Here is a 25,941-nt window from a genome sequence, read left to right as displayed (position 1 = left end):
AACACTTATGCAAGACCGTCTAATCAGTGGAGCGGAAAAACCAGAAGATCATTTTGATCGGGCTATTCGACCAACTTCTCTTGCCGACTACATCGGGCAACCTGTAGTACGCGAGCAAATGGAAATTTTCATTGGCGCAGCTCGCGGTCGTGGTGAAGCACTCGACCACACGCTGATTTTTGGTCCACCGGGCTTGGGTAAAACCACACTTGCCAACATTATTGCACGTGAAATGGGTGGTAATCTTAAATCTACTTCGGGGCCAGTTTTAGAGCGTGCAGGTGACTTAGCTGCAATGCTTACGAACCTCGAAGAAGGCGATGTTTTGTTTATTGATGAAATTCACCGTCTTTCACCGGTTATTGAAGAAATCCTCTATCCAGCGATGGAAGATTACCAATTAGATATCATGATTGGTGAAGGTCCTGGTGCTCGTTCAATCAAACTGGATTTACCACCATTTACGCTTGTCGCTGCAACTACACGTGCGGGATTACTTACCTCACCACTACGTGACCGTTTTGGTATTGTTCAGCGTCTTGAGTTCTATTCTGTAGAAGACTTAACACATATTGTGTCACGTTCTGCAAAGCTAATGAATGTACCCATTACAGTTGAAGGTGCAGAAGAAGTTGCCCGCCGTGCACGTGGCACACCTCGTATTGCTAACCGCTTATTACGACGTGTTCGTGACTATGCACAAGTTAAAGGTAACGGTGAAGTCACTCACGAAATGGCACAACTTGCTCTTGATATGCTTAAGGTTGATAAAGCGGGTTTAGACACTCTAGATCGTCGATATTTAAGTATGCTTCTGGAACGTTTTGATGGTGGACCTGCCGGAGTTGAAGCACTTGCAGCAGCCATGGCAGAAGATAGTGGTACGCTTGAAGATGTGATTGAACCGTATTTAATTCAACAAGGTTATGTGATGCGCACCGCACGCGGGCGTATTGCAACTAATCAATCTTATTTACAGTTTGGACTGACACCACCTGAGCCTAAAAACTAGTGATTAGGAGAGCATGTCTCTCCTTACTTTAGTTCCTAATTTATTATTTTTAATTTTATATCATTATAAATAATAGCTAAAGAAATCAAATATTGTCTTCTTTCTATATTTACTTTCTTCTTTTTTTGCAGCGTTATAAAACGTAAAAATGCTTTGACCGCAATTGAAAGGTTGTGCCATAGGACTTAGTATGCAATCTGCTAAACTGCCCCGTATTTAAAGCATATACGTGGCTTCGAATAAAATTGATGTTTTATTCAGCAGTCATATTTTAAATGCAAAGCTCTATAGTGAACTAAAACGGAATCCTCTCATGGCGAATCATTTTGAATTCAACATTCGTGTTTATATTGAAGATACGGACGCAGGTGGTATTGTCTACCATGCCAACCACATTCGCTATATGGAACGTACCCGTACTGAATGGCTCCGTGCTTCTGGCGTTGATCATTACTGGCATCAAAAAGACTACAACTTTGTCGTACACAAAATTAACGTAAAATACATGCGTCCTATTTTAATGGATGATTTAATTACTGTTACAGCACGTGTAGTTTCATGTAAAGCTGCGTCATTTGTGTTGCAACAAAATATTTATCGTGGTGAAATCTTGCTTGCTTCTGGTGAGGTTGAGTTGGCATGTTTAAGCAAAGAACTGATAGCTCGTCGTCTTCCAGAAGAAATACGTGATCTTATTCGTAAAGAATTGGAACAAGACTAAAAAAACAACCGGCATATGTAACTATGGCAACAAACATTGAATCAACCCTGCATATTTCTGACCTTATTTTACAGGCAAGTCCAGTCGTTCAGTTGGTCATGCTAATTTTATTGTTAGCATCAATCTTTAGTTGGTATCTGATTGCCAAGTTACATATGAGTTATAAAAAAGCACATCAAGAAGATGAACATTTCCAGAAAATGTTCTGGTCAGGTGCTGAACTCAATACGCTTTACAACAATGCTCAACTCAACTCAAAACGCTCAGGTCTTGAAGATATTTTTTATCAAGGATTGAGTGAGTTTTTTAAACTTAAAAAATGTCAGGCCCCTGTTTCACAAACGATTGAAGGGACTGAACGTATTTTACGTGTAGGTTTGAGTCGTGATCAAAGCCATCTGGAATATGGCTTAGGTAGTTTAGCAAGTATTGGCTCTGTAGCTCCTTACATCGGTCTATTCGGTACCGTTTGGGGCATTATGAATGCCTTTATCGGTTTAGCTGCTGTTGATCAAGTTACACTGGCAACTGTTGCACCCGGTATTGCCGAGGCACTTATTGCAACCGCAATTGGTTTATTTGCTGCAATTCCTGCTGTATTGGCTTTTAACCATTTCACGTCTAAAAGCGAAAGTGTTTACTCTGATCGTGCTTTATTTGCTGAAGAGATGATTGCTTTATTGCAACGTCAGTCTGTGGGTTCATCACAGGAAGATGCATAATGGCAATTCAGCGTTCAGGGCGCTTTGAGCGCATAAAAAAACCACTAAAAAGTGATATGAACGTCGTACCCTATATTGACGTTATGCTGGTACTTTTGGTTATTTTCATGGTGACTGCTCCCATGATTACTAGTGGAATTAAAGTCGATTTACCTCAAGCAAATAACCATCCAATCGAATCAAAAGACATGCCAGCCATGGTAACGATTGGTAAAGACGGCAATATTTATCTTCAGTATGAAGATTATAAAGATAGTGAGCCATTATCTCGTGAAAAACTTGAAGAAGTTTTAAGCAATGCTCAAAAACAAGCTGAACAAGAAAATAAACAACTCACAGTTTTAGTCAATGGTGATAAGTCTCGTCCTTATGGAGAAGTCGTATCATTGATGGCAAGTTTACAAGAAGCAGGTTTAACTCAAGTTGGCCTTCTGACAGAGCCTTTAAAATAAGCTATGAATAAAAATCAAAAGCCGCACTTTAAACAAAATGCGATTGCACTGAGCTTTACAATTGGAGTTCATGCAATTGCCATTGTTGGCTTGCTTTTTTTAGGCTTGAGTAAACCACCTGAACAGCCAAAAAAGCTAACAACTATTTTAGTTAAGCCAGAAGATTTACCCCCTCCTTTAGCAAAAGCAGTTGAACAAGAGACAACTGCTACAAATGAAGCAAAAGAGGTGTTAACCCCTATTGTAGATGAGACTCTCCCTCAAAATCTTCCGGCCGCACCTCCTCCGCCAACTGCTCAGCAACTTACTGCTCAAAAGCAAAAAGCTGAACAGGCACAACAAGCAAAATTAGCGGAACAAAAACGTAAAGCTGATGAAGCAGCTAAAGCTAAACAAGCTGCTGAACAGCGTAAAGCTGATGAAGCTCAAGCACAAAAACAACGTGCTGATGCTGAAGCAAAACGCCAAGCCGAATCTAAAGCGAGATCTGAAGCCGAACAAAAACGTAAAGTCGAGCAAAATGCAAAAGCTGATGAAGCGACCAAAGCTAAACAAGCAGCTGAACAACGTAAAGCTGCTGAAGAGGCTAAGCGAAAAGCAGAGACAGAGGCAAAGCTGAAACGTGAGGCTCAGAAGGCCGAAAACGCTAAACTACAAGCGCAGCAAGATGCTAAACACAAAGCTGAAGCTAAGGCAAAAGCCAATGACGACGCTAAGCGTAAAGCTGAGACAGATGCTAAAGCTAAGCAACAAAAAGCTAATGAAGACGCCAAACGTAAAGCTGACGCCGATGCAAAAGCCAAGCAACAAAAATTAAATGAAGATGCCAAACGCAAAGCTGAAGCCGACTCAAAAGCTAAACATGAACGAAGTGAAGCTCGTAAAGCTGCTGATGATGCTAAACGCAAAGCTGAAGCCGACTCAAAAGCTAAGCATGAACGAAGTGAAGCTCGTAAAGCTGCTGATGATGCTAAACGCAAAGCCGAAGCAGATGCAAAAGCCAAACAACAAAAAGCTGCTGACGATGCTAAACGCAAAGCTGAGGCAGAAGCTGAAGCAAAAGCTGCATCTGCTCAAAAAGCACAAGAAGAGGCAGCTCAAAAGAAAGCTGAGGCTAAAAAAGTTGCTTCTTCAGCTAGACGTGATTTTGAGCAAAAAATTCGACGCTCGTGGGATGTCCCGACAGGAAGTAGTGGTAAAACAGTTGGTGTTCGTTTTACCCTCTCAGATTCGGGAAGTGTCAATTCAATTGTAATCACGCGTTCAAGCGGAGATGATGCTTTAGATGCAAGTATTAAGGCAGCAATTCAAGCCTCTGCGCCATATCCTATGCCATCGGACCCAGATGCAAGACGTGAAGCAAGAAGCGTGACCTCTACATTTAGAGCGCAATAATTTTGAAAGAGTTACATGCTTTAAATAGTTTAAGGCATGTAACTATGCTACAAAATCAACAGTCACAAAAATACCAGCTATGACTTTAAACTTATGAATACGAGCCGCAAACACCTGCTATCTTTAGCATTGATCACCGCACTAAGCCCTCTTGCTTCTACAACTGCTTTTGCCCAGTTATATCTGGAAATTGCTAAAGCACCAGATCAGGCACCCAAAATTGCAATTGTCCCGTTTAGTAATGACAATGGGCTCTCTCCTATTGTCGAAACTGACTTAAACCGTTCTGGGCGCTTTACAAGCTCATCTAAAAATTTACCTGCTAATGCTGCAATCAATCAGATTCAAGCTTCTGACTGGCAAGCTGCCGGAATTCCATATGTAGTTACTGGACAAATTAAACAAACAGCTACAGGTTTTGAAGTTCATTACCAACTTTATGATGTACAAAAGCAGCAATACATTTTAAATGAACTTTTAAATGTACCTGCTTCACGTATACGTCAAGCTGGCCACATGGTCAGTGATGCTATTTATCAGGCACTTACAGGCATTCCCGGTGATTTTAGTGGCCGTATTGCATATGTGCTTAGAAATCCGGCAACTCCTGCAGAACGTTATACATTACAAATTGCAGATACGGATGGAGAACAACCAAAAACTGTTTTGTCATCTCGTGACCCAATTCTTTCTCCGGCATGGACACCAGATGCCAAGAAAATTGCTTATGTTTCTTTTGAAACCAAGCGTCCAGCCATTTATTTACAAGATTTATCTACAGGGACACGTGAAGTACTCACAAGCTTTAAAGGCCTAAATGGCGCACCGAGTTTTTCACCTGATGGCCAATCAATGCTATTTACAGCATCTATGAATGGTAACCCAGAAATCTATCAAATGGATTTATCAACTCGCCAAGTCAAACGTATGACAAACGACTCGGCCATTGATACGGAAGCACGTTATACACCAGATGGAAAATCGTTTATTTTTACTTCTGACCGTGGTGGTTCTGCCCAAATCTATCGTTATACCTTTGCTGATGGCTCAGTAAAACGTCTAACGTTTAAAGGTTCATTTAATGCACGTGGAACTTTGAGTGCAGATGGCAAAAAGATTGCTCTTGTTCATCGTCCAAGTGGCAGCAGTTATAAAGTTGCAATTCAGGACATTAATACTGGCATCACCAATATTCTTACTCCAACCAGTTTAGATGAGTCACCAAGTTTCTCACCGAATGGACAAATGGTGGTCTACGCGACTCGTGAAGGCAACCGTGGCTTGTTATCTATCATGTCTACTGATGGACGTTTCCGTATGAATTTACCAAGCGAACAAGGTGAAGTACGTGAACCAGCTTGGGCACCAAAATAACTTTTAATTCCATTGATGGAGATGATCATGAAATCAATCAAATATTTAGCTCTACCCTTTCTTAGCGTAGCACTCGTGATGACAGGTTGTGCGAGTCGCAAACCGGCAGCGACGACCACGACTGGTACAAATCCAAGTACGGTAAACACTTCTGGTTTAAGTGAAGATGCTGCATTAAATGCTCAAAATTTGGCTGGTGCTTCATCGAAAGGTGTGACTGAAGCAAATAAAGCTGCTTTGGCTAAACGTGTTGTTCATTTTGATTATGACAGCAGTGACTTATCTACTGAAGACTATCAAACTCTCCAAGCTCACGCACAATTCCTTATGGCAAATGCAAACTCAAAAGTTGCATTAACTGGCCATACAGATGAACGTGGTACACGTGAGTACAATATGGCTTTAGGCGAGCGTCGTGCTAAAGCTGTACAAAGCTACTTAATTACCAATGGCGTAAACCCACAGCAACTTGAAGCTGTAAGTTATGGTAAAGAAGCTCCTGTTAATGCAGGACATGATGAATCTGCGTGGAAAGAAAATCGCCGCGTTGAAATTAATTATGAAGCAGTGCCACCATTGTTAAAATAAAGCATATGCATAAAAAAACGCTCATATAATATGAGCGTTTTTTTATAACAACAAAACTTAAGAAGATTTCTTTTCTTCTTCGGTATGTTGCATAGATTCAATCAAATCATGCTTATTAAAATCTTTATATTCAGGTTTTGCCTCATAATCTTTCCAAGCTTCCTGAACATTCTCTTTCGAAATTTCATCTAGATTGATTGGTTCACCTGCTGTGGGGGTCGCATCAAACTTCTTTGTTGTCATTTCGATTCTCCTAAAAATATACAGTCCGTTGTCATATAATCAACATACCATTTAAAATGGAGGTTGTAAGCATAAATCCAACACAAATAAAGTAAGATAATTTTTATTTTGTGACATTCTCATCTAGAATATGCCACGTATTTATCTGACTCATTTTGATGCTTGAAGCACAGGAGCTATTTTATATGTCCAACCTCACATTGTCCCAATTTTTACAACAACAAAAAGGGAATCTAACACCTGAGTTGGCTCAAGTCATCGACACTATTGCCACCACCTGTAAAACTATCGATCAAGCCTTACAAAAGGGCGCGCTCGCTGGTATTTTGGGTAGTGCTGGTAATGAAAATGTTCAAGGTGAAACACAGAAAAAACTTGATGTGATTTCTAATGACTACTTAATTGATGCTTTAAAAGTTCATCCACAAGTGGGTGGTCTTGCCTCTGAAGAGCTTGATGAGTTCACACCTGCACAAGAAAATGGTAAATATCTGGTTTTATTTGATCCATTAGACGGTTCAAGTAACATTGATATCAATATGTGTGTAGGCACAATTTTCTCTATCCTGCCTGCAAAAAATGCGGTAACTCAAGCAGACGATTTCATGCAAGCTGGTACACAGCAAGTTGCTGCTGGTTATGTACTTTATGGCCCATCAACCATGATGGCCTTAACTGTAGGAAATGGCGTAGTATTCTTTACTTTAGACCCAGAAACTCAAACATTCTTGCTTACTACTGATAATGTTCAAGTTTCAGCAGACACTCAAGAGTTTGCAATTAATACGTCTAACCAGCGCCATTGGGAAGAACCTGTAAAACAATATATTGATGAATTACTTGCAGGGAAAACATCTGTTCGTGAAAAAGATTTCAACATGCGCTGGGTAGCATGTATGGTGGGTGATATTCACCGTATTTTATGCCGCGGTGGTATTTTCCTTTATCCATACGACTTAAAAGATCCGAAAAAAGCGGGTCGCTTACGTTTAATGTATGAGGCGAATCCAATGAGTATGCTCATTGAACAAGCAGGTGGTACATCAACTACTGGCCGTGTTCGCATTTTAGACATTGAACCAACGGAGCTTCACCAACGTGTTCCTGTAATTATTGGCTCTAAAAATGAAGTTGAACGCGTAACAAGCTATCATTAATAATTTTAATTATTTAGGGCATCATAGTATGATGGTGCCCTTTTGTTGGATATTTTCTCATGGCGGTTATTTTTTTAGAATCAAAAGACAATGCAAAAATTAAACATTTGCGTGGATTAATCGAACTTAATAGCGCTCGAAAAAAGCACCAACAAACAGTCCTTGAAGGTACCCATCTCTGTTTAACGTGGTTACAACAGCAAAAGAAGATTTTTTCTTTATTTACGACAGAACAAGCACTAGAACACACTGATTTAAAAAAAATAATTGAGCTACATCAAGGTCATATCTTTGTTATTAGCGAAGTCTTATATAGAGATTTGAGTACATTAGGTACGAGCTTACCTTGTTTAGCTATTATTGATTTGCCTAAAACTGCATCAACAATTGATTACAAAGTGGACACTTTGATTCTGGAGAATATACAAGATCCAGGTAACGTAGGCACATTGCTACGTTCAGCAGCAGCAGCAAATATTAAGCAAATTATTTGCACACAAGGCTCTGCATCGCTTTGGTCTCCACGAGTGTTAAGAGCAGGTATGGGGGCTCATTTTAGCTTACATTGTTTTGAAAACTTCCAACTTACAGATATTCTTCCAAAATTTAGAATCCCAGTTTTTGTTACAAGCTCTCATCACTCAACAAGCCTTTACTCACAAGATCTTTCTCAGCCCTGTGTCTGGATTTTAGGAAATGAAGGCCAAGGTGCAAGTGATTACGCCTTAGAGCACGCGCAATCAGTGACTATTCCACAGCCAGGTGGACAAGAGTCATTAAACGTAGCAATTGCAGGGTCTATTTGTTTTTTTGAGATGGTTCGTCAACGCCAATAAAACGTTAATTTATTTTACATCTCACATATTTGTGAAAAAAATCAACTACACTAGTAAAAAATAGCCGATTGTTGTCAACCTCCCACCTCTTTTCAACGTTATATAAGAGATATATTGAAGATAAGGTGGGTATGTCCAATGACAGGATTTTCCATCTCCATGGATTTAGCACCGAAAAAGTCTCGATCGGAAACATCTAGTGCTCATGCAAGCACGGCTGAGCAACGCCTGAAAGTTTTCATGCAAGATGTAACTGGTCGTGCTTTGGTGATGATGGAGAGTGCTACCCAAGGTCAACAAGGTATTGCAATGGATTTGGTTCAAGAAGCATTTATTTCTTTACACAAATCTTATGCCGATAAAAGTACTGAAGAATGGTATCCCCTGTTTTATACGATTTTAAACAACAAACTTCAGGATTGGCGCCGCAAAGAATCTCGTAGAGCAAACCCATTTTCATTCTTCAAAAAAGTTAGTCTCGACAATGACGACGACGAAATTATTGATATAGTTGATGAAAAAGCCATCAATCCTGCAGATTTTCTTGATCAAGCAGTGACTATCGAAGAAATTCGAGAAGCGATTTCAAAGCTACCAGTTCGTCAACAACAGGCATTTATGTTACGTGCGTGGGAAGGTTTTGACACACACACAACAGCTCAGATCATGAACTGTACCGAAGGTAGTGTAAAAACCCATTATCACCGAGCAATTCAGGGACTTAGAGAGTATTTGGCCCATTTAAATCCCTTGGGAGGTTATGATGAATCATGATGATTTCACTAAAAAGGTGACGTCTAAACTTGATAGTTTGGCACATCACCATAAAAATAAAACAGTGGTCATGAATCATGTGCTTGACCATATTCAACAAAAACCAGCCTCTTTTTATAGTGTCTGGAAAATGTCTGGTTTTGCACTTGCAGCAGCGATCACAGGTTTTGTAATTTTACCTAATTCAGCAGATATTGTTGATAAGCCACAAAATCAAGTGATTGTAAATCCTAAATTATCCCCACAAATGGTGGAAGATTTAGAAATGCTAATGGTCTTGGGTGAGGATAAAGTACAACATGGCAGCTAAAAAATTAGCGCTTATCCTTTGTTCATTAAGTTTCTTGCAAACCAGTTTTGCAGGTTTTGAACGATTTTGGATTTTTTCTAAAGATGCCAATACACAAGTTGATGACACATGGAATGCTCTTTCTGAAGAAGAACAACGTGCAGTTATTAAACGTTACCAGAGCTTAAAAGAGTTACCAGCGAATCAAAGTACAAACCTACAGCAACGTATGGACTGGTTTACTCAGCTTCCCGATGCTGAAAAAGAAAAAATGCGTGAAGCATGGCAAAAAATGAGTACGCAAGAGCGTAATGATTTGCGCCAGCGGATGCTTAAAGCAAATGGTGAAGAAAAAACAGCTATTCGGGAAGAATATATGAATAAGTATTTAGAACATTAAATAACTCTGCAAAATTCCTATGTAGTGAATTTAGTGTCTTACATAAATTTTATAAAAAAGCCTCCAATTGGAGGCTTTTTGTTTTATATATTTTATTTACGGTAGCGTCTATAGGCCGCTAAACCCAGTAAAGATGCTATAGATAAAATTCCTAAGCTACCGCCACCGCCGCCACTTCGAGAATCGTCCGTGGTAGTTGCAGTACTTACTAGATTAATTGTGCCAGCTTTAGATGAGATTTTACCATCTGCATCATAAACGTTATAGCTCAATGAATCGTTGAAAACATTAAAGACGTTATTTGCCTGAATATAAATATTCCCACCATAACAAGTTTTATCTTTATCATCTTCCGGACAAGGTCCTTCTCGATCTGCTTTAACAACCTTAAAAATTCCATCTTTTGAAGTTTTGCTTGGTAAATAGATTGGTAACTCTACGCCTTTTTCATTCACCCAAAATTGTGTTTTAGGTTTTGAAATTGTGCTTACTGGCCCATCTCCATCATCATCCGCATATTTAAGAAGATTCAATGGAATAGTTTCATTTGCAAGATACTTAAAGGTAAGTGTTCCATCTCCAGAAACAGGTTCAATATTATTAAAACGTGCTTTTATCAAACCGCTTGAGCTTGATTTACTATCGGCTGTTGTAATCGTATATTTACAATAAGCATAGCTACCGGCTTGAGTAACTACATCATCCTTGCGATAAAAAACAATTTGCTGTAAAGCGCTACTCCACTCACAGAATACTTTATCCTCATCAGTTAAAGCATCGATTTGGCTTTGATCAAATGTGTCATCAAGTGATCCAATACCCAATGCCTCTGTTGTAATACGATAGTCAGTTGTATTGAAGAACTTCAACACATGATTAGCATCTTCGGCCGGTAAAGGTAAATCATAGTTCTTTAAATCAAGATATATAGCACGATATTTAAGATTTGCCTTGGTTGTATCAATCAGGTTTTTAAACTCAGCTAAACGTACTTTATAATAAGTAATAAAATTAGAGGGTGTTTTAGGGTCTTTAATATATTTATCAAATAAATCAAAATTTTGTTGATAAGTATCTATTAAGGTTGTTAATGAGATATTGCTGACGTCCTTTAAGTCGCCTGAAGTTAATTTCATTAACTCAACAGCCCCAATATCACAACTATTACGGTTCTCTGACTGATAATAAGAGGCTCCATCTGCTAAACGGTTTAAACCACGCTGGTCAGTTGTAGCACAGCCTCCTTTTCCATCTTTATCAGTATCAATTAAATCTTTGTCAGAAGAAATATCTCTTGGATAATAAATAGGTAAAAAACCTGTAGAAGCCGTTGCATCCTGTAGGCTCAATAGAGTATTAAATGATTGTGTACTGATATTAATATTCGTATGACCATCAGGCAGAGATTCTTTTGGTACATCACATTTTGCTATCGTAGACGTCCAATCAAGGGCATTGAAGCTCAGTGTTAAACCTACACTCTTCTGCTCTGCTGCCGCGCCTAACAAATATTTACAAGCATAACTTCCAGTGTTATAAGCCAGTACGTTAAAACTAAGCTTTTTTGTGCCCAGTTTGTCGTAGAGGAAAGTACTGTTCGCATTGTTTTCAACAATTGTATTATTTAAAAGTACTAGACTACTGCTTGAACTTAAAATACTTGATGTATTGGCTGGATTATTGGTATCGCCAGTAAACTTAATAACACTGCCGTTAGTACTATTCGCTATATTTTTCGCAATAGTATTAATCGACAATGTCGCAGTAGGTTTACCGCAAAACTCAAATGTACTTGTTGAAGCTGTATTACCATTATTTACAATACTATTTGATGTAAACGTAATGGTACGTGGCGCATAGACGGTGTCACTAAAACACCCCATTGATAACACACTGCCTTGTGTTGCGCTATTACCTTTCAGTAATGAATGATTTACTGACAAAGTAATATTAGGTGAAGCTAAATAAATTGCTCCACCACTTGTTGCTCGTGATAATAAAATCTGGCTATTTTGTAAAGCAATATCAGCACCGGCATAAATCGCCCCACCCTGACCAGTTGTAACTCCATTTGTAAGAATGACATTATTTAAGCTTAGGGGTTGCTTATAGGAAGTTGTATTAAAAATACGTGATTTACCTTGGGCATCAATATACGTTTGTAATTCAAGCTGTGCGGGATAATCATTAGTTAAAACACTTTTCTTCTGCCAATCTACGGGGTCAGCACCAAAAATAGCAATATTGGCATTAGGAACTAGCTCCTTGCTTAAATTATAGATTCCTGCTTTAAGCTGAATAGATTTCTGTGTAGTCTCACGTGTATCAATAACTGTACAACCACCATAAGACTTACGCAATTCAGCAGTCTTTATCGCTTCACGCAATGAACAGGCATTGGTATTATCACCATCTTCATCGACAAAAGTTGTAACATCAATTCTTCCATTTGTAGTATCTGCAAATAATGGCATTGCAGCAATTACAGCTAATGCTAAAAAAGCTTTTTTATAATTTTTCATAGCCTTATCATCCTTGATTATGACTTTAAACGTCGCAAAGCAATTAAGCCAAATAAACCTAAAATTAAGCCACCACTGACACTCCCCCCGCCACCCGTGCTTACAGTTTTATCTTCAATACCTGATGGTGGATCTTGTACGATTTGAACTGGAACCGTTAGATAAACATCTGCTGCATTATTAAAACGTGTTATAGTTGTGACGATTAAAAGGTTAAATACATCGGCTCCATGCCAGTTATCATTTGGAACATAAGTTAAGTTTCCTTGTGTATCAATCGACAAAGTTCCCTTAGATGACGTGCTTGTCTGAATCACTTTCATACAACCTGATTGCCATGCTTTACCATCTGTTCTTTTTCCAAACATTTTTTCACATGTTTGTGGAGAAACTAATTCACCATCACCCACAACATCAGCAATATTAAACTTGGCAATTTCTCCATATTTAATATCTTGACCATGCGTACTAATATCATCTCGGTTAATTGTTAATTCAATTGAGCCTAAATCGCATAGCTCATCATAAGCACTTCTATTTTTTCCACGTTGATCTTGTTTTTCACAACTTGCTAAACCGACTGAAGTTCCATCACTATATAAACGGCCTTTGTTAATTAATAATGATTGTGAAAAGCTCGTATATTTATCGAGAATTCTGGGTTTAAAGAAACCTAAGAAACTATTACTTGGTGTTGAATAAGGACAAAGCAATCCATCTGCAGGTGGTACATCACATGTTCCTTCATCTGCATTCCCTGCTATTAGTTTTTCATTGGCTGGATAAATAATATTAGGAAGTGTTGCTGAAGCATTACGGTTACATTCCGTAGTCACCAAATTGCTCTGTACAATCGTCTTATCTGTTGCAGATGTCTGACAGTTGGTTGTATTGCCCACTAGAATACTATTAGAAACGGAAGCTTTTCCTTGTGGAGCATCAAAAAATAGCCCACCCGTGTTTTTAATCATTGTAATGTTATTGATCACCATTCCATCTCGGACATTGGCAATAAAACTACCTTTATTATGAAAAATCGTACTATTACTTAAACCGATAGCACGAGAGGTTAAATAGCCACCAGTACTTTCATCTGCAAATTTAGTTTGTGCGTGGAACAATGCGCCATCTGCAGCAGTCACTTCATTATCACGCACGACAGAGCGACCAATATAGTAAAGTGGCATATCACTATATAAAACGCCGCCCTGACTCGCTTTATTATTCTGCATCAGGCTATTAGTAATCATTACCGAGCCTGCTGTTTTTGTAGTATTAGATAAAATTCCCGCGTTATAAATTGCCCCGCCACGAGTAGCATACCCATCTATTAAACGTGAATTTTGAATGACCAATTGTTCATGGTTATAAATTAATCCACCATCACCATCAGGTACTGCACTTTTTGATCCGGCACCTTTTAAATTGACATCAATAAATGAAACTGTAAAAGAGGCTTTTTCAACACTACCATCATCTACACGGAATAGTTGATCCGTGCCTGCCATTTTAATTAATGCATTATGAGAATTGGGTGCTCCTTCCTCAACCAATGTAGAATCATTCTTTGCTGTACTAATAGCTAAAGGAACAGTAATTGTTATACTTTTATTCAAAGTATATTCTTTATCACGCTGCAAAATAATATTTGAAGAAGCCTCTTTATTTCCGCATCCATGATAACCAGTTGCATATTTTTCAACATCAGCAGCATTGGAAGATGCTCGATAATTAAGAAATTGTACAGCCTCACGCAATGTACAGAGCGTATCATCTTTATCTTCATCAATTAAGCTTGTGACTTGAATATCGGCAGAATAAGCGTGTCCAGCGACAGCCAATAAAGCAAAAGCAATGCTCCGTTTGAGCATACCCATCTCCTTACATCTTTTTTTCATTTTTCTTTGTCAAAATTGCAAAATTTCCGCTTTTGCAACCGCATCCTTTGTGCGTACTTTGTCACAGGAACTAGAATTTCTCAAGACATTTTGGTCGGCCTGTAGAGTCATTTTAAAGCTACATTACAAAAAGCCTGTTAGATTTAAAAAACTTTTTTAAATGCAAAAAATTAACTATTTTAAAATCAACAGAAGGCTTGAAGTATAGAAAGAAAACTACTTCATAATTCGTTTTTATATTTTGATTCAGAAAAATTAAATGGCTAATGCAAAGTTCAGACAAAGCCATAAGCTCAAATGAAAGAATATCTATTGTTGATATTCATCAATCAAAGCGTAAATTTGTCTTAAAGTTGCATTCGAAAGTTTTGTTTTTTCACCTTTAAGTAATTTTTCTAATTGGGCAACTGACTGTAATAAAAGAGAAGGTTGATGAGGACCATGTAACAATAAATAGTCAACAATTTGCTGATCAAAATGGATACCACGTCTAGACATTACAGAGGTAACCAAGGCATAGCGGTCCGCATATAAACTTCCACTCGGCACTTTAACGCTGACAGCTTGGGTAAGTCGTGACTGTAAGTCTGGTAATTCCAACTTTAATTCGATAGGCGCTACACGCGAAGAAAATACCAACTGCCCTTCGTGATTATTCATTAAATGAAAGACAGCTTTTTGCCAATGCGGCACACCACTAATCGATTCAATATCATCTAAAGCCACAAGATCATAATGCTCTAAAGAAGTAATTGCTTCGATAGGAGCATCAAGAAGTTCAAGTAAAGAAACTTTAATTGCAGATTTGCCTATTTCTAAATAAGAGTCACAAATTGCAGAAAGTAAGTGACTCTTACCTGTCCCTGCGCCACCGTAGATATAAAACCTACTGACCAGACCAGCATGTAGTTGACGCACAGCATCGACTACATTCCCCCAACTTGGTCCCGAAAAATCACTGATTCGAGCATCAAGTTGAGGTTCTATATCCAGTTGGAGTTGACGCATATATTGAATTAACCTTGAAATTATTTCTGGTCAGATGGTTTCAGTTTATCTGTATCTTGCTGTGTTTTAACCTCAAGATCAAGCTTAGTGCTTTCGGTTTCTACATGAATTTGCTCAAGATCGCCCTGTTGTATTACTAACGCAGAAGGTGGAGCATAAAGTGAGCTTCGTTCATAGTTATCTCTTAAGTGTTTCAATAGCACCACAATCACAGCAGCAACAGGCAATGCAATTAACATTCCCAAGAAACCAGCAAGTTGTGCACCGGCCAATACGGCAAAGACAACTGCTACAGGAGATAGACCAATTTTATCGCCCAATAAGAATGGCTGTAGAATATAGCCTTCTATCGCTTGGCCAATCATAAAAACTACGCCAACAAGTAATAAGTGCATCCAGTCCAATCCGAACTGGAACAAACTTGCAATTACGGCGGCAATAATACCTACTGCAAATCCTAAATAAGGAATAATACTGGCAAGGCCAGCCACCATACCAATAATAAGACCAACTTCCAAACCAATGAGCTGCAAACCAACTGCATATACTATGCCTAGCAATAGCATGACGAGAAACTGACCTTTAACAAATGCCCCTAAAACGCTATGGCATTCGCCAACGATCTGTAAAGTATTTGCTTCATATCGACGTGGAATGAGACGACGTAAGTTTTGTAGCATACGGTCCCAGTCTAGTAAAAAATAAAAAGCAATAATTGGAATTAAAACAACTGTTCCACCAATTTGAATAAAATTCAAACCAGACTGGGCCAATTTTAATAACACTGACTGAATACTATCGGCACTATAATTGGTTTGAACATATTCCATCACAGCTTTAGACATCTGCTCTGTGTCAATTTCCATTTGCTGAACATTAAATGTCGAAGAAACCCATGGTAATAGTTCTGCATTAATCCAATGTATACCAGCTGGAATGCTATCTCGGGCGTAAACTAATTGTTTCCAGATAAGGGGAACCAAATACCACAATGCAATGGTTAGTGTTACACCGATTCCTATAAACACTACGCTAATTGCTAACCAGCGAGGCAATTTGATTTTTACCAGAACATCAACAAGTGGACTGAATAAATAAGCCAGGAAAAAAGCGCCGATAAAAGGAATGACTACAGGCTTGAGTAAGTACAATACCCATACCAGCAATACAATACCTGCGAGTAAAAAAATACGGCGCAGTATACGATCTTGCATAAAATCTAGCCTTTTTTGATTTAATCGTTATAAATGAAAAAATATTTTTATTAAAGATAGCATTTTCGAGCATAAATAACATAAGAGTTTCGTATATTCAGGTTATAATCTCCCGCCAATGCGGAGACTTCATTTATGAGCAACTCAACTTCTACCCCAAATACCGGTTTAAGCTATAAAGATGCGGGTGTCGACATTGAAGCGGGCGACGCACTGGTCGATCGTATCAAGTCAGTCGCTAAACGTACAAGTCGTCCTGAAGTAATGGGCGGTCTTGGTGGCTTTGGCGCACTATGCAAAATTCCTAAAGGTTATGAAGAACCTGTTTTAGTTTCTGGAACCGATGGTGTAGGAACTAAATTACGTTTGGCACTTAATCTTAATCGTCATGACACAATTGGCCAAGATCTTGTGGCTATGTGTGTAAATGATCTTTTGGTTTGTGGTGCAGAACCATTATTCTTCCTTGATTATTATGCAACTGGTCACTTAAATGTTGACGTTGCTGCAAATGTTGTTACTGGTATTGGTAAAGGTTGTGAGCTTGCAGGTTGCGCACTTGTAGGTGGTGAAACCGCAGAAATGCCAGGCATGTATGAAGGCGAAGATTACGATCTTGCTGGTTTTGCTGTTGGTGTTGTTGAGCAAAGTAAAATTATTGATGGCTCTAAAGTAAAGTCTGGTGATGTGCTTATTGGTGTTGCATCAAGTGGTGCTCACTCAAATGGTTATTCATTATTACGTAAAATTTTAGACGTTAAAAACGTTGATTTAACTCAAATAATTGATGGTCGCTCTCTTGCTGATGTTGCGATGGAGCCAACTCGTATTTATGTAAAACCAGTTCTTGAGCTATGCAAACAAGTTGATGTACATGCTATGGCACACATTACTGGTGGCGGTTTACCAGGTAACTTACCTCGTGTATTACCAAATGGTGCACAAGCTGTCATTGATGAAGCTTCTTGGGAATGGTCTGAGTTATTCCAACTTCTACAGCGCGAAGGCAATGTAGAACGCTTTGAAATGTACCGTACGTTTAACTGTGGCGTAGGTATGGTCATTGCTGTTGATGCCAATGATGCAGAAAAAGCAATTGAAGTGCTTAATGCTCAAGGTGAAAAAGCTTGGAAAATTGGACACATCCAAGAAAATGCTGAATCAGTGGAAGGTGCAGACGAAAAAATTCGTGTGATCTTTGCATGATAAAAATTGCTGTTCTAGTCTCTGGGAACGGCAGTAATTTACAAGCCTTGATAGATGCAAATCTATCAGGGCAAATTGTAGGTGTACTGTCTAATAAAGCAGATGCTTATGCCCTAGAGCGTGCTCAAAAAGCTAATATTGCTACCGCTGTTATCTCCCATAAAGACTTTCCAACTCGTGAAGTTTTTGATGAAGCAATGCATCAACAACTCTTGGCTTGGCAAGTGGATGTGGTTATTTTAGCCGGCTTCATGCGCATTTTAACTCCCACCTTTGTCAATAAATGGCAAGGGAAAATGCTGAACATACATCCCTCACTGCTTCCTGCTTATAAAGGTGTGAACACTCATCAACGTGTTTTAAACACAGGTGATCGTTTACATGGTTGTACCGTACATTTTGTCACTGCTGAACTAGATTCTGGTCAATCAATTGCTCAATCCGCTATTTCAGTTAAAGAACATGATACTGCCGCTTCATTAGCAGATCGAGTACATACCCTTGAGCACTTTATCTACCCACAAGTAGCAGAGTGGTTATGTAACGGTCAACTTACATGGAAAAATGGTCAAGCTTATTTCCGTGATCAAGTTCTTGAACACCCTATTCGTTTTGCAAATTGGTAAATTTTTTATTTAAAAGCAAAAATAAAAAAGGACATGCTGGCATGTCCTTTTTTATAAGTTTAAAAATTAACTTTGCTGTTGATGAATCAATTTCTTTATAGAGTTCACAGTATCAATAGGATGTTCTAGAGGGAACATATGCCCTCCTTCAACTACAGTAAACGGAATTCCCATTTTTCGCTTTGCCATTTGAGGAAAGCCTCTTTTTAAGAAAGCACTTTCTTTCCCCACGACCAAATGCACAGGCATCTTAGGTTTTGGCATTGGTAGCCACCACCAAGAAGGATTTTTACGGAAAATTGCAACTTCATCTTCACGAGAAATAGTTAAAGTGACACCACCGCGGACCGAGTCTTCTTTTAAAGCATAGTCAATGTAAGCTTGAAAACAATCCTCATCAAAATCTTTATAGAAGCCTTTAGGACGCAATAATTCAGCAGCCTGCTCTCTAGAGTCCCAATGTTCACGACGACGTGCAGATAAGCCCGCTGGTGTCATTGCATCAACCAATTTAGGACGAAATAATTTTGCCATATGAAAAGCAAATGAATATCGCCCTAAAATAAGAGGTGGGTCTAACATAATCACTTGAGAAAACAGTTCAGGACGCTGAAAAGATGCCATCAACGTTAAAACTGAACCAAGAGAATGTCCAAGTCCAATGACTTTACGTCCTTTCGCCTGCCGCACAATACTATCAATCACCTGATCAACCAAAGAAGGCCAATGATTCGTCACAGGATAGCGTTTATCCGGACCAATCAGAGGAACATAAATAATGTCATATTCCTCTTTCAATTGGTCAAACAGTTTTTGATACACTTTTGAGGGTACGCCATTCGCATGAGCAAAGTGTATAACTGGTTTCATTGACATACCGCTATCCTAAAACAGATTTTATTGTAATTTTGCGCTTTGACTAGTCTGCACTTCTTGAGCAATAGATTCACTTACCCCTTGCCCTATTTGCGCACCCATACGACCTAAAATTGATTGTAATGGGTTACGCTCAATCGTGTAGTCAACTTTATTATCAAGATTTAGTTCACGCATCAAGCTCGTAACGTTACCTGAACGGTCAGCAATACCTAACTGGATTGCTTGTTCACCAGTCCAGAATAAACCAGAAAAAATAGCTGGATCATTCGATTTCAAACGCTTTCCACGCCCTTCTTTAACTGCACTGATAAAGTGAGTATGAACATTATCAAGAACAGACTGAATATGTTGCTTTTGAACAGGATCAATCGGTTTTGTCATACTTAAAATGTCTTTATTAGCTCCAGAGGTTAACGTCCGGTCTTCAATACCAAGCTTCTGAGCCAAACCACTAATACCATAATTAGGCATGATGACCCCAATTGAGCCCACTAAACTCGATGGATTAACAATAATCTCATCTGCAGCAGAAGCAATATAGTATGCACCCGATGCACCCATATCACCAATAACGGCGTAAACCTTCTTATCAGGATGCTGTTTTTTCAAATAACGAATTTCCTGCCAGATTTCATCAGACTGAACAGGAGAACCGCCAGGTGAGTTAATATTAAGTGCAACAGCTTTACTATTTGATGCCTCAAAAGCACGCTTAAGCGCTTTATTGGTATCTTCACTATTTACAGCTTGATTGCTTGAAGCATCAATAGTTCCAATAATATCTACCACTGCCAGATGAGCGCTGCTACTACTTACAGCAGAGCCTTCTTTGCTGGTTGAGCAGCCTTTACCCATGAGTACAATAATGAATAACAAATAAATAAAAGTTAATGTTTTGAAAAAGATACCCCAACGGCGGCTACGACGCTGTTCCTCGACAGAGGCAAGCACAGCCTTCTCTAGAATTTGCCATTCTTGTCCATTCTGTTTAGGAGTTATAGGTTCATTTTGTGGTTTTGGCGGCCAATCGGACATAAAATTCCAATCCAAATTAATCTAAAATGATGTCATTATATACGTTGATTTGATAAAAACTGTCTAAATAATATGATTTCATTTATAATAATTTTATCTTTTTTTAATTATTGCTTCCTTTTTCCGCGATAGATGACCAAATTAGATATAAAAAGCATGAACTATTTCCTACTTAAAACTTTTAGCCGTCAGCCAATTAAATTTGGACGTTTTCTTGCTCGTATGTTGGCAGGGTTAATCAATACTTTAAAAATTACTAAAACATCAAAAAGTATAGAACTAAACCTACAAATCGCCCTTCCACATTTAACGCCACAGCAGCGAATAGAGATTACGCAACAAGCTATTCGTAATGAAATCACCTCATACTTTGAATTTTTAAGTATTTGGGGTTCATCAAATAGTAAGAATATCGAGAGAATTCATCATGTTGAAGGTGAACATTACTATCACGAAGCGCTTGCAGCAAAAAAAGGGCTTGTTATGATCATCCCACATTTTGGCACATGGGAAATCATGAATGCCTGGTGTTCACAGTTCACTTCAATGACAATTTTATACAAGCCTGTAAAAAATGAAGATGCGGACCGTTTTGTTCGAGATGCCCGTAGTCGTGAACAAGCCAACTTGGTTCCTACTGATGAAAGTGGTGTAAGACAAATTTTTAAAGCTTTAAAACAAGGTCAAACCACCGCAATTTTACCTGACCATACGCCCAACGTAGGCGGCGATATGATCAATTATTTTGGTGTTCCACTTGCTTCAAGTAATTTAAGTGCCAAGCTCATCCAAAAAACTAAAGCAAAAGCCTTATTTCTTTATGCAATTCGTAACGAAAATGACGGCTTTACGATGCACATTGAACCTATGGATGAGAAAATCTACCAAGGTAGTGCGGATGATGGAACTTATGTCATTCATCAGGCTATCGAACAACTCATTCAGCGTTACCCAGAGCATTATCACTGGAGCTATAAACGTTTTAAAGCAAATCCTGCTTTAGATAATATTTACAATATTGATCCAAATGAAGCACTTCAAATTGTAGATAGACTTAAAGCCGAAGCTTCACAAAGTCCTGTGAAGCCATGTACGCTCGAAACGTCAAGTGTATAAAACCATTTGATGATTGCGAGATACAAAGCTTAATGTTCCTTGTTCAACTGTGCTTTTAAACGGGATATTAAGTTTTTGTATTCTTGCTAAGACTTCTTTGCTTGGATGACCATATCGGTTATTAAACCCAGCAGAAGCAACAACCAGCTTGGGATTTAAAGTTGCTAAAAAGTCATAGGCAGAACTATGTTTACTACCATGATGACCTAATACCAAAACATCTACTTTTAAATCAGGATATTCTTTTATCAATTGATATTCTGCTTCCCATCCAGCATCTCCCATAATTAAATAGTTTTGATAACCTTTTATCTGTTTCAAATGAATATAAACGACACAAGAGTATTGATTTTGATTTGAAGAAACTAAATTTAAATCATTTTCTTTAGGCCAAAGTATCTCAATATCTAACTGGGGGTATTGCCATTTTTGCCCTTGATGACAATAAGTAAATGGTTCTTTAACCTGCTCTTTCCACAACTCATTCGATATAACTTGTTTGATAGGGAAAGCCTGACTGATGGCAGGAAATGCACCACTATGATCTTGGTCAAGATGAGATAACACCACATGATCTAATTGTTTAATACCTTTCTGACGTAAATATGGAATCACTACATTTTGACCAATACTAAAAGCTTTCTCATCATAAGAACCACCCGTATCAATTAACCATGTCTGCTCTGGATGTTGTAAAAAAATAGATTGGCCCTGGCCTACGTCTATAATATTTAATTGGATTTGCTGGGATGACTTATTTGGAATGATTAATGGTAAACAACATATGAGACCCCAAGATTTCGGTAAAACACCACGTGGTAAGAATAAGATAATAATGACACAGCTAAGACACACTAAAGCAAGTGGTGTCAGGCTAAAACCTTGCAACGGTAGAGATAACTTTTCTAAAAGACTAAAACATGTCAGTACTATACTGAGCAAAATATCATTAATCTGAAAGAGTGCATTTCCAATTGAATTAAAAATAAGCCACACACAAGCAGCAAAAATATTCAAAGGAACAATTATTCCTCCTAGCAAAGGAACTGCAATAATATTTGTGAGAGGTGCAACCCATGAAATTTGTTGAAAGAAAATCAGCATTAGGGGACATAGGGCGATAAATATTTTGCCCTGAGATTCAATGAGGGTTTTGCTTAAAAGAATTATTCTAGATAGCAGACTCACTGAAGCAAGATTTGGAGTCTGTACTATGGTTTGATAAATGCGTAATAAAATAAAGCAAGAACCATAAGAGAGCCAAAAACCTGCCGATAAAACACTAAATGGATCAAAAAGTAAAAGTAGACTTGCGCTGTAAACTAAGAGCGAAAATGGTTTAACAGGCAGTTTGACTAAAAATAAAAAGGCAAATAAAAATACTGAAATTAAAGTTCTTAAGGCTGGAATTTCAAAGCCTACGAAAGCTGTATAAATCAAAACCCCAAAACATAAGGGAATCATTGCCAATATTTGCTTGGGTTGCCACAAATAAATCTGCGGATAATAACGTCGTACTAATTGATGTACTCCCCAAGACAACATGATTGCAAAGATAAGGACATGAGGCCCTGAAATGGCCAACAAATGAGAGATTCCTAACTGCTTAAATTGATTTTTAATATCCTCATTTAAAAGGCTTTCATCTCCTGTTAGAAGTGCTAATAGCAGTCCTTTGTTCTGTAAGGGAGATTTTTTTAGCATCAATCTAAATTTTAGGCGCAATTTTTCTATATTTAATTGTTGCCTAGTAAAAAACTTTTGTTGCTGTTGTAAATGTTTTTGATAACCCAATCGATAAATTTCATCAGAGCTTAAAGGTTCAATATGCTGGACACTGAAACCTGACATTATATTTCGTTGAATGAACCATTGCTCCTGATCAAAAGCACCTGATACTGCGTAACTATGAGCTGGTCTGGTTTTACCCGAAATTCGATAGTAGTGGCCTAATTGTAATTTTGGTCCTTCTATCAATGCGTTCTCATTTTCATTTTTTAAATATAATAACCAATTCACCACATGGGGTGATCGCCCTAGAACTTGAGCGAGTTGCTGTGTCTTATTATCTTTTTCCTCGCTTATTCGGTCTATATACACAACAATGTCTAAAGACTCAGGTTGCATCTCCCGTAGTTGTAATCTTTCATTTAAGGCGTGCTGAGCATATTGATGACCTATAATAAAGAGACTTCCCCCACAAACTAAATAGTAAACTGCTTTTAATATAGGTCGATTTACAACGATGTACTGCTTAAAAACATAAAAAATAAAGCTGATAAAGAGGAGAACTTTACCAACCCAACCATATTGCGTTATTAGAGGAAAATCTATTCCCATAAATGCAATACCTCCAACCCACCCCACTAAAATAAGTTTTAACATTTAAAGTCATATCGTTATCTTTTTAGGGGCAAAATTAAAGCCCAACTGAGTGGGCTTTAACAATGTGATTTAATGACAATTTTTTAAGAACCGCTCACCCAAAGACCGTCTTCCATATGCAAGATTGAATCTGCTGCCTGAGCTAACTGTTCATCATGAGTCACAATGAGCATCGCCATATTTAATTCTTTCTTAAGATCGGTCAATAATTCAAAAATGCCTAAAGCTGTTTTACGATCTAGGTTTCCGGTAGGTTCATCAGCCAAAACAACCGCAGGTTGAGTGACCAAAGCACGAGCTAAAGCAACACGTTGGCGCTCACCGCCTGAAAGCTCACCTGGCTGATGGTCCATACGATGAGATAATCCCACTCGGTCTAGTAAATATTCAGCTTGTGCTTTTACCGATTTGTATTGGCTATCTGGGCGAAGCATAAGAGGCATTGCCACATTTTCAAGCGCAGTAAACTCAGGTAACAAATGGTGAAATTGATAAACAAAACCAAGGTACTTGTTACGTTGAAAACCACGCTCGGCTTCACCTAAATTATCAAAACGCTGACCATTTAAAAATACTTGTCCTTGCGTTGGTTGCTCTAGACCGCCTAGTGCATGAAGCAAAGTACTTTTACCTGAACCACTCGCACCAACAATCGAAACAAACTGCCCTGCTTCAACTTGTAAAGAAAGACCTTTAATGACTTCAACCTTAGATTTACCATCATCAAAATGTTTATAGATATCTTTTGCTTCTAAAACAATTTTACTCATAGCGCAGTGCCTCGGCAGGTTGAACTTTGGCAGCACGAAGCGCCGGATAGATAGTCGCCAAGAAGCTTAAAAGTAAAGACACAATCACAATAATCGTCACATCTTGCCATCTTAAATAAGAAGGAAGGTAATGCACAAAGTAAGCATCAAATAGATTTAGGCCCAACACATTGTTAAACCATGAAATGATATCACTAATGGTTAAAGCCAAAATTACACCTAAAACCGTACCCGCAACTGTACCAATCACACCAATCACGGTGCCTTGCACCATAAATATTTTAGTAATCATCGATGGTGACGCACCTAATGTACGTAAAATGGCGATATCAGATTTTTTATCAGTCACGACCATGACCAATGACGAAACGATATTAAATGCTGCAACCACAATGATAAGTACAAGTAACAAACCAACTAGTGTTTTTTCCATTTGAATGGCATTAAACAGATTGCCATGCGTATAGGTCCAGTTCGTTGCATAAAAATTGCTTGGCAAACTTTTTACCAAGTCATCTGCAACTTGTGGCGCGGCAAAAATATCATCTAGTTTTAAACGGACACCTTGAGCACCATCTGGTAAGCGTAATAGTGTTGATGCATCATAGAGAGCGATATATCCCACCATAGAGTCGACTTCAGCACCTACACTAAAAATACCAACCACTTTAAAGCGCTTGAAACGAGGCACTACACCCGCTGGAGATGGCGTTGCTTCAGGTAAAACCAATGTCACACTGTCATTAAGACGCAAGCCTAATGAATCGGCCATATCTTTACCAAGAACAATACCAAACTCACCTTTTTTAAGTGAATCTAAGCTACCAGCAACAATATGATTTTGAATAATAGACACATTCTTTTCATATTTTGGGTCAATACCCGTCACCATAATACCAGCGACTTGCCCTTGCGCGGTTAACATACCTTGCAATTGGGTAAAAGGTGCAACCCCAGTTACATGTGGATGATGTTCAACTCGCTTTACCAGTTCAGGCCAATCCGTGAGGATTTGTGTAGATGAAACTGTCGCTTGCGGAACCATTCCTAAAACACGGTTTTTTAATTCGCGATCAAAACCGTTCATCACAGAAAGTACCGTAATCAGCACAGCGACACCTAGTGTCAAACCGATCATCGAAACCAATGCAATAAAAGAAATAAAATGATTACTGCGTCTTGCGCGAGTATATCTCAACCCTATATACAGTGAGATTGGTTTAAACATACCTTCTAAATCCAAGGTGATTGATGGAAAATAGCTGATGCTCATGTCAATCGCATCCACATCTACTATTTACCATATCGTTAGATGCTGT

At 38.5% G+C, this 25,941-nt stretch carries 25 protein-coding genes; 15 read left to right on the top strand and 10 right to left on the bottom strand.

Annotated features, from left to right (window positions below; all coding sequences use genetic code 11):
* Nucleotides 1-7: 7 nt before the first annotated feature.
* The 7 genes from ruvB (at nt 8) to pal (ending at nt 6,264) form a co-directional block, all read left to right on the top strand.
* Entirely contained in the window at nt 8-1,012 is a 1,005-nt protein-coding gene (ruvB, locus tag AC2117_RS04580) for a Holliday junction branch migration DNA helicase RuvB (RefSeq protein WP_133972221.1), read from the top strand.
* A gap of 313 nt (nt 1,013-1,325) precedes the next feature.
* Complete coding sequence (gene ybgC, locus AC2117_RS04575; protein ID WP_042898140.1) at nt 1,326-1,733, top strand: tol-pal system-associated acyl-CoA thioesterase; 408 nt, start codon at nt 1,326-1,328, stop codon at nt 1,731-1,733.
* Between the two features lie 23 nt (nt 1,734-1,756).
* Nucleotides 1,757-2,455 carry a protein TolQ gene (tolQ, locus tag AC2117_RS04570; protein WP_133972219.1) on the top strand — a complete coding sequence of 233 codons (699 nt, stop codon included), beginning with the start codon at nt 1,757-1,759 and terminating at the stop codon, nt 2,453-2,455.
* Entirely contained in the window at nt 2,455-2,907 is a 453-nt protein-coding gene (gene tolR, locus AC2117_RS04565) for a protein TolR (protein WP_042898128.1), read from the top strand. Before tolQ ends, tolR begins: the two co-directional genes overlap by 1 nt.
* 3 nt (nt 2,908-2,910) lie before the next feature.
* Complete coding sequence (tolA, locus tag AC2117_RS04560; protein WP_133972217.1) at nt 2,911-4,302, top strand: cell envelope integrity protein TolA; 1,392 nt, start codon at nt 2,911-2,913, stop codon at nt 4,300-4,302.
* 93 nt (nt 4,303-4,395) lie between these two features.
* Nucleotides 4,396-5,676, top strand: coding sequence for a Tol-Pal system beta propeller repeat protein TolB (gene tolB, locus AC2117_RS04555; RefSeq protein ID WP_017391834.1), 1,281 nt, complete (start codon nt 4,396-4,398; stop codon nt 5,674-5,676).
* Nucleotides 5,677-5,703: 27 nt separating this feature from the next.
* The gene (pal, locus tag AC2117_RS04550; protein WP_009393712.1) at nt 5,704-6,264 is read left to right on the top strand and encodes a peptidoglycan-associated lipoprotein Pal; all 561 of its coding nucleotides are present in this window, start codon (nt 5,704-5,706) and stop codon (nt 6,262-6,264) included.
* A 57-nt stretch (nt 6,265-6,321) separates the two neighbouring features.
* Here pal and AC2117_RS04545 read toward each other — a convergent pair whose 3' ends face one another.
* Nucleotides 6,322-6,507 carry an NF038105 family protein gene (locus AC2117_RS04545; RefSeq protein WP_009393678.1) on the bottom strand — a complete coding sequence of 62 codons (186 nt, stop codon included), beginning with the start codon at nt 6,505-6,507 and terminating at the stop codon, nt 6,322-6,324.
* Between the two features lie 185 nt (nt 6,508-6,692).
* Between AC2117_RS04545 and AC2117_RS04540 the strand changes: the two genes are divergently transcribed.
* The 5 genes from AC2117_RS04540 to AC2117_RS04515 all read left to right on the top strand — a co-directional run bounded on the left by AC2117_RS04540 (nt 6,693) and on the right by AC2117_RS04515 (nt 9,963).
* Entirely contained in the window at nt 6,693-7,664 is a 972-nt protein-coding gene (locus tag AC2117_RS04540; protein ID WP_133972215.1) for a class 1 fructose-bisphosphatase, read from the top strand.
* Nucleotides 7,665-7,723: 59 nt separating this feature from the next.
* On the top strand, nt 7,724-8,500 hold the full coding sequence (locus tag AC2117_RS04535) for a TrmH family RNA methyltransferase (protein ID WP_075431506.1): 777 nt from the start codon (nt 7,724-7,726) through the stop codon (nt 8,498-8,500).
* Between the two features lie 159 nt (nt 8,501-8,659).
* Nucleotides 8,660-9,274, top strand: a complete 615-nt coding sequence (locus AC2117_RS04525) for an RNA polymerase sigma factor (protein WP_133972213.1) — start codon at nt 8,660-8,662, stop codon at nt 9,272-9,274.
* Complete coding sequence (locus tag AC2117_RS04520) at nt 9,264-9,584, top strand: hypothetical protein (RefSeq protein WP_004643705.1); 321 nt, start codon at nt 9,264-9,266, stop codon at nt 9,582-9,584. The genes AC2117_RS04525 and AC2117_RS04520 overlap by 11 nt, the downstream gene beginning before the upstream one ends.
* A complete protein-coding gene (locus AC2117_RS04515) occupies nt 9,574-9,963 on the top strand; it encodes a DUF3106 domain-containing protein (protein WP_133972211.1) in 390 nt (129 codons plus the stop codon). Before AC2117_RS04520 ends, AC2117_RS04515 begins: the two co-directional genes overlap by 11 nt.
* Before the next feature lie 92 nt (nt 9,964-10,055).
* On the opposite strand, the gene AC2117_RS04510 is transcribed toward AC2117_RS04515, so the two are convergent.
* The 4 genes from AC2117_RS04510 to cxpE all read right to left on the bottom strand — a co-directional run bounded on the left by AC2117_RS04510 (nt 10,056) and on the right by cxpE (nt 16,605).
* Nucleotides 10,056-12,485, bottom strand: a complete 2,430-nt coding sequence (locus tag AC2117_RS04510; protein WP_133972209.1) for a CSLREA domain-containing protein — start codon at nt 12,483-12,485, stop codon at nt 10,056-10,058.
* A 17-nt stretch (nt 12,486-12,502) separates the two neighbouring features.
* Nucleotides 12,503-14,362: a rhombotarget A gene (rbtA, locus tag AC2117_RS04505; protein ID WP_133972207.1), complete on the bottom strand. Its 1,860-nt coding sequence runs from the start codon at nt 14,360-14,362 to the stop codon at nt 12,503-12,505.
* A gap of 330 nt (nt 14,363-14,692) precedes the next feature.
* Entirely contained in the window at nt 14,693-15,391 is a 699-nt protein-coding gene (gene hda, locus AC2117_RS04500) for a DnaA regulatory inactivator Hda (protein WP_042898540.1), read from the bottom strand.
* A 20-nt stretch (nt 15,392-15,411) separates the two neighbouring features.
* Nucleotides 15,412-16,605, bottom strand: a complete 1,194-nt coding sequence (cxpE, locus tag AC2117_RS04495; RefSeq protein WP_133972205.1) for a chloramphenicol efflux transporter CxpE — start codon at nt 16,603-16,605, stop codon at nt 15,412-15,414.
* Between the two features lie 135 nt (nt 16,606-16,740).
* On the opposite strand from cxpE, the gene purM reads away from it, so the two are divergent.
* Nucleotides 16,741-17,811: a phosphoribosylformylglycinamidine cyclo-ligase gene (purM, locus tag AC2117_RS04490; protein WP_133972203.1), complete on the top strand. Its 1,071-nt coding sequence runs from the start codon at nt 16,741-16,743 to the stop codon at nt 17,809-17,811.
* Nucleotides 17,808-18,437: a phosphoribosylglycinamide formyltransferase gene (gene purN, locus AC2117_RS04485; RefSeq protein ID WP_009393679.1), complete on the top strand. Its 630-nt coding sequence runs from the start codon at nt 17,808-17,810 to the stop codon at nt 18,435-18,437. Before purM ends, purN begins: the two co-directional genes overlap by 4 nt.
* A 66-nt stretch (nt 18,438-18,503) precedes the next feature.
* On the opposite strand, the gene AC2117_RS04480 is transcribed toward purN, so the two are convergent.
* Together AC2117_RS04480 and sppA are read right to left on the bottom strand one after the other, a co-directional pair.
* On the bottom strand, nt 18,504-19,313 hold the full coding sequence (locus AC2117_RS04480; protein WP_133972202.1) for an alpha/beta fold hydrolase: 810 nt from the start codon (nt 19,311-19,313) through the stop codon (nt 18,504-18,506).
* A 21-nt stretch (nt 19,314-19,334) separates the two neighbouring features.
* On the bottom strand, nt 19,335-20,351 hold the full coding sequence (gene sppA, locus AC2117_RS04475) for a signal peptide peptidase SppA (RefSeq protein WP_133972200.1): 1,017 nt from the start codon (nt 20,349-20,351) through the stop codon (nt 19,335-19,337).
* 132 nt (nt 20,352-20,483) lie between these two features.
* Here sppA and AC2117_RS04470 point away from each other — a divergent pair, with 132 nt between their 5' ends.
* On the top strand, nt 20,484-21,467 hold the full coding sequence (locus tag AC2117_RS04470; protein ID WP_128814565.1) for a lysophospholipid acyltransferase family protein: 984 nt from the start codon (nt 20,484-20,486) through the stop codon (nt 21,465-21,467).
* On the opposite strand, the gene AC2117_RS04465 is transcribed toward AC2117_RS04470, so the two are convergent.
* The 3 genes from AC2117_RS04465 to AC2117_RS04455 all read right to left on the bottom strand — a co-directional run bounded on the left by AC2117_RS04465 (nt 21,456) and on the right by AC2117_RS04455 (nt 25,850).
* A complete protein-coding gene (locus tag AC2117_RS04465; protein WP_133972198.1) occupies nt 21,456-23,852 on the bottom strand; it encodes a DNA internalization-related competence protein ComEC/Rec2 in 2,397 nt (798 codons plus the stop codon). The two genes, AC2117_RS04470 and AC2117_RS04465, sit on opposite strands and share 12 nt — an antisense overlap.
* An 83-nt stretch (nt 23,853-23,935) precedes the next feature.
* On the bottom strand, nt 23,936-24,622 hold the full coding sequence (locus AC2117_RS04460) for an ABC transporter ATP-binding protein (protein ID WP_004643715.1): 687 nt from the start codon (nt 24,620-24,622) through the stop codon (nt 23,936-23,938).
* Nucleotides 24,615-25,850 (bottom strand): lipoprotein-releasing ABC transporter permease subunit, encoded by a 1,236-nt coding sequence (locus AC2117_RS04455; protein ID WP_045429455.1) that lies wholly within the window; start codon nt 25,848-25,850, stop codon nt 24,615-24,617. The genes AC2117_RS04460 and AC2117_RS04455 overlap by 8 nt, the downstream gene beginning before the upstream one ends.
* Nucleotides 25,851-25,941 lie beyond the last annotated feature (91 nt).

This window comes from Acinetobacter calcoaceticus (genome assembly GCF_900520355.1).
GTDB classification, from domain to species: domain Bacteria; phylum Pseudomonadota; class Gammaproteobacteria; order Pseudomonadales; family Moraxellaceae; genus Acinetobacter; species Acinetobacter calcoaceticus_C.
The sequence above is the reverse complement of the archived record's forward strand: the minus strand, read 5'-3'. Positions and strand labels throughout refer to the sequence as shown.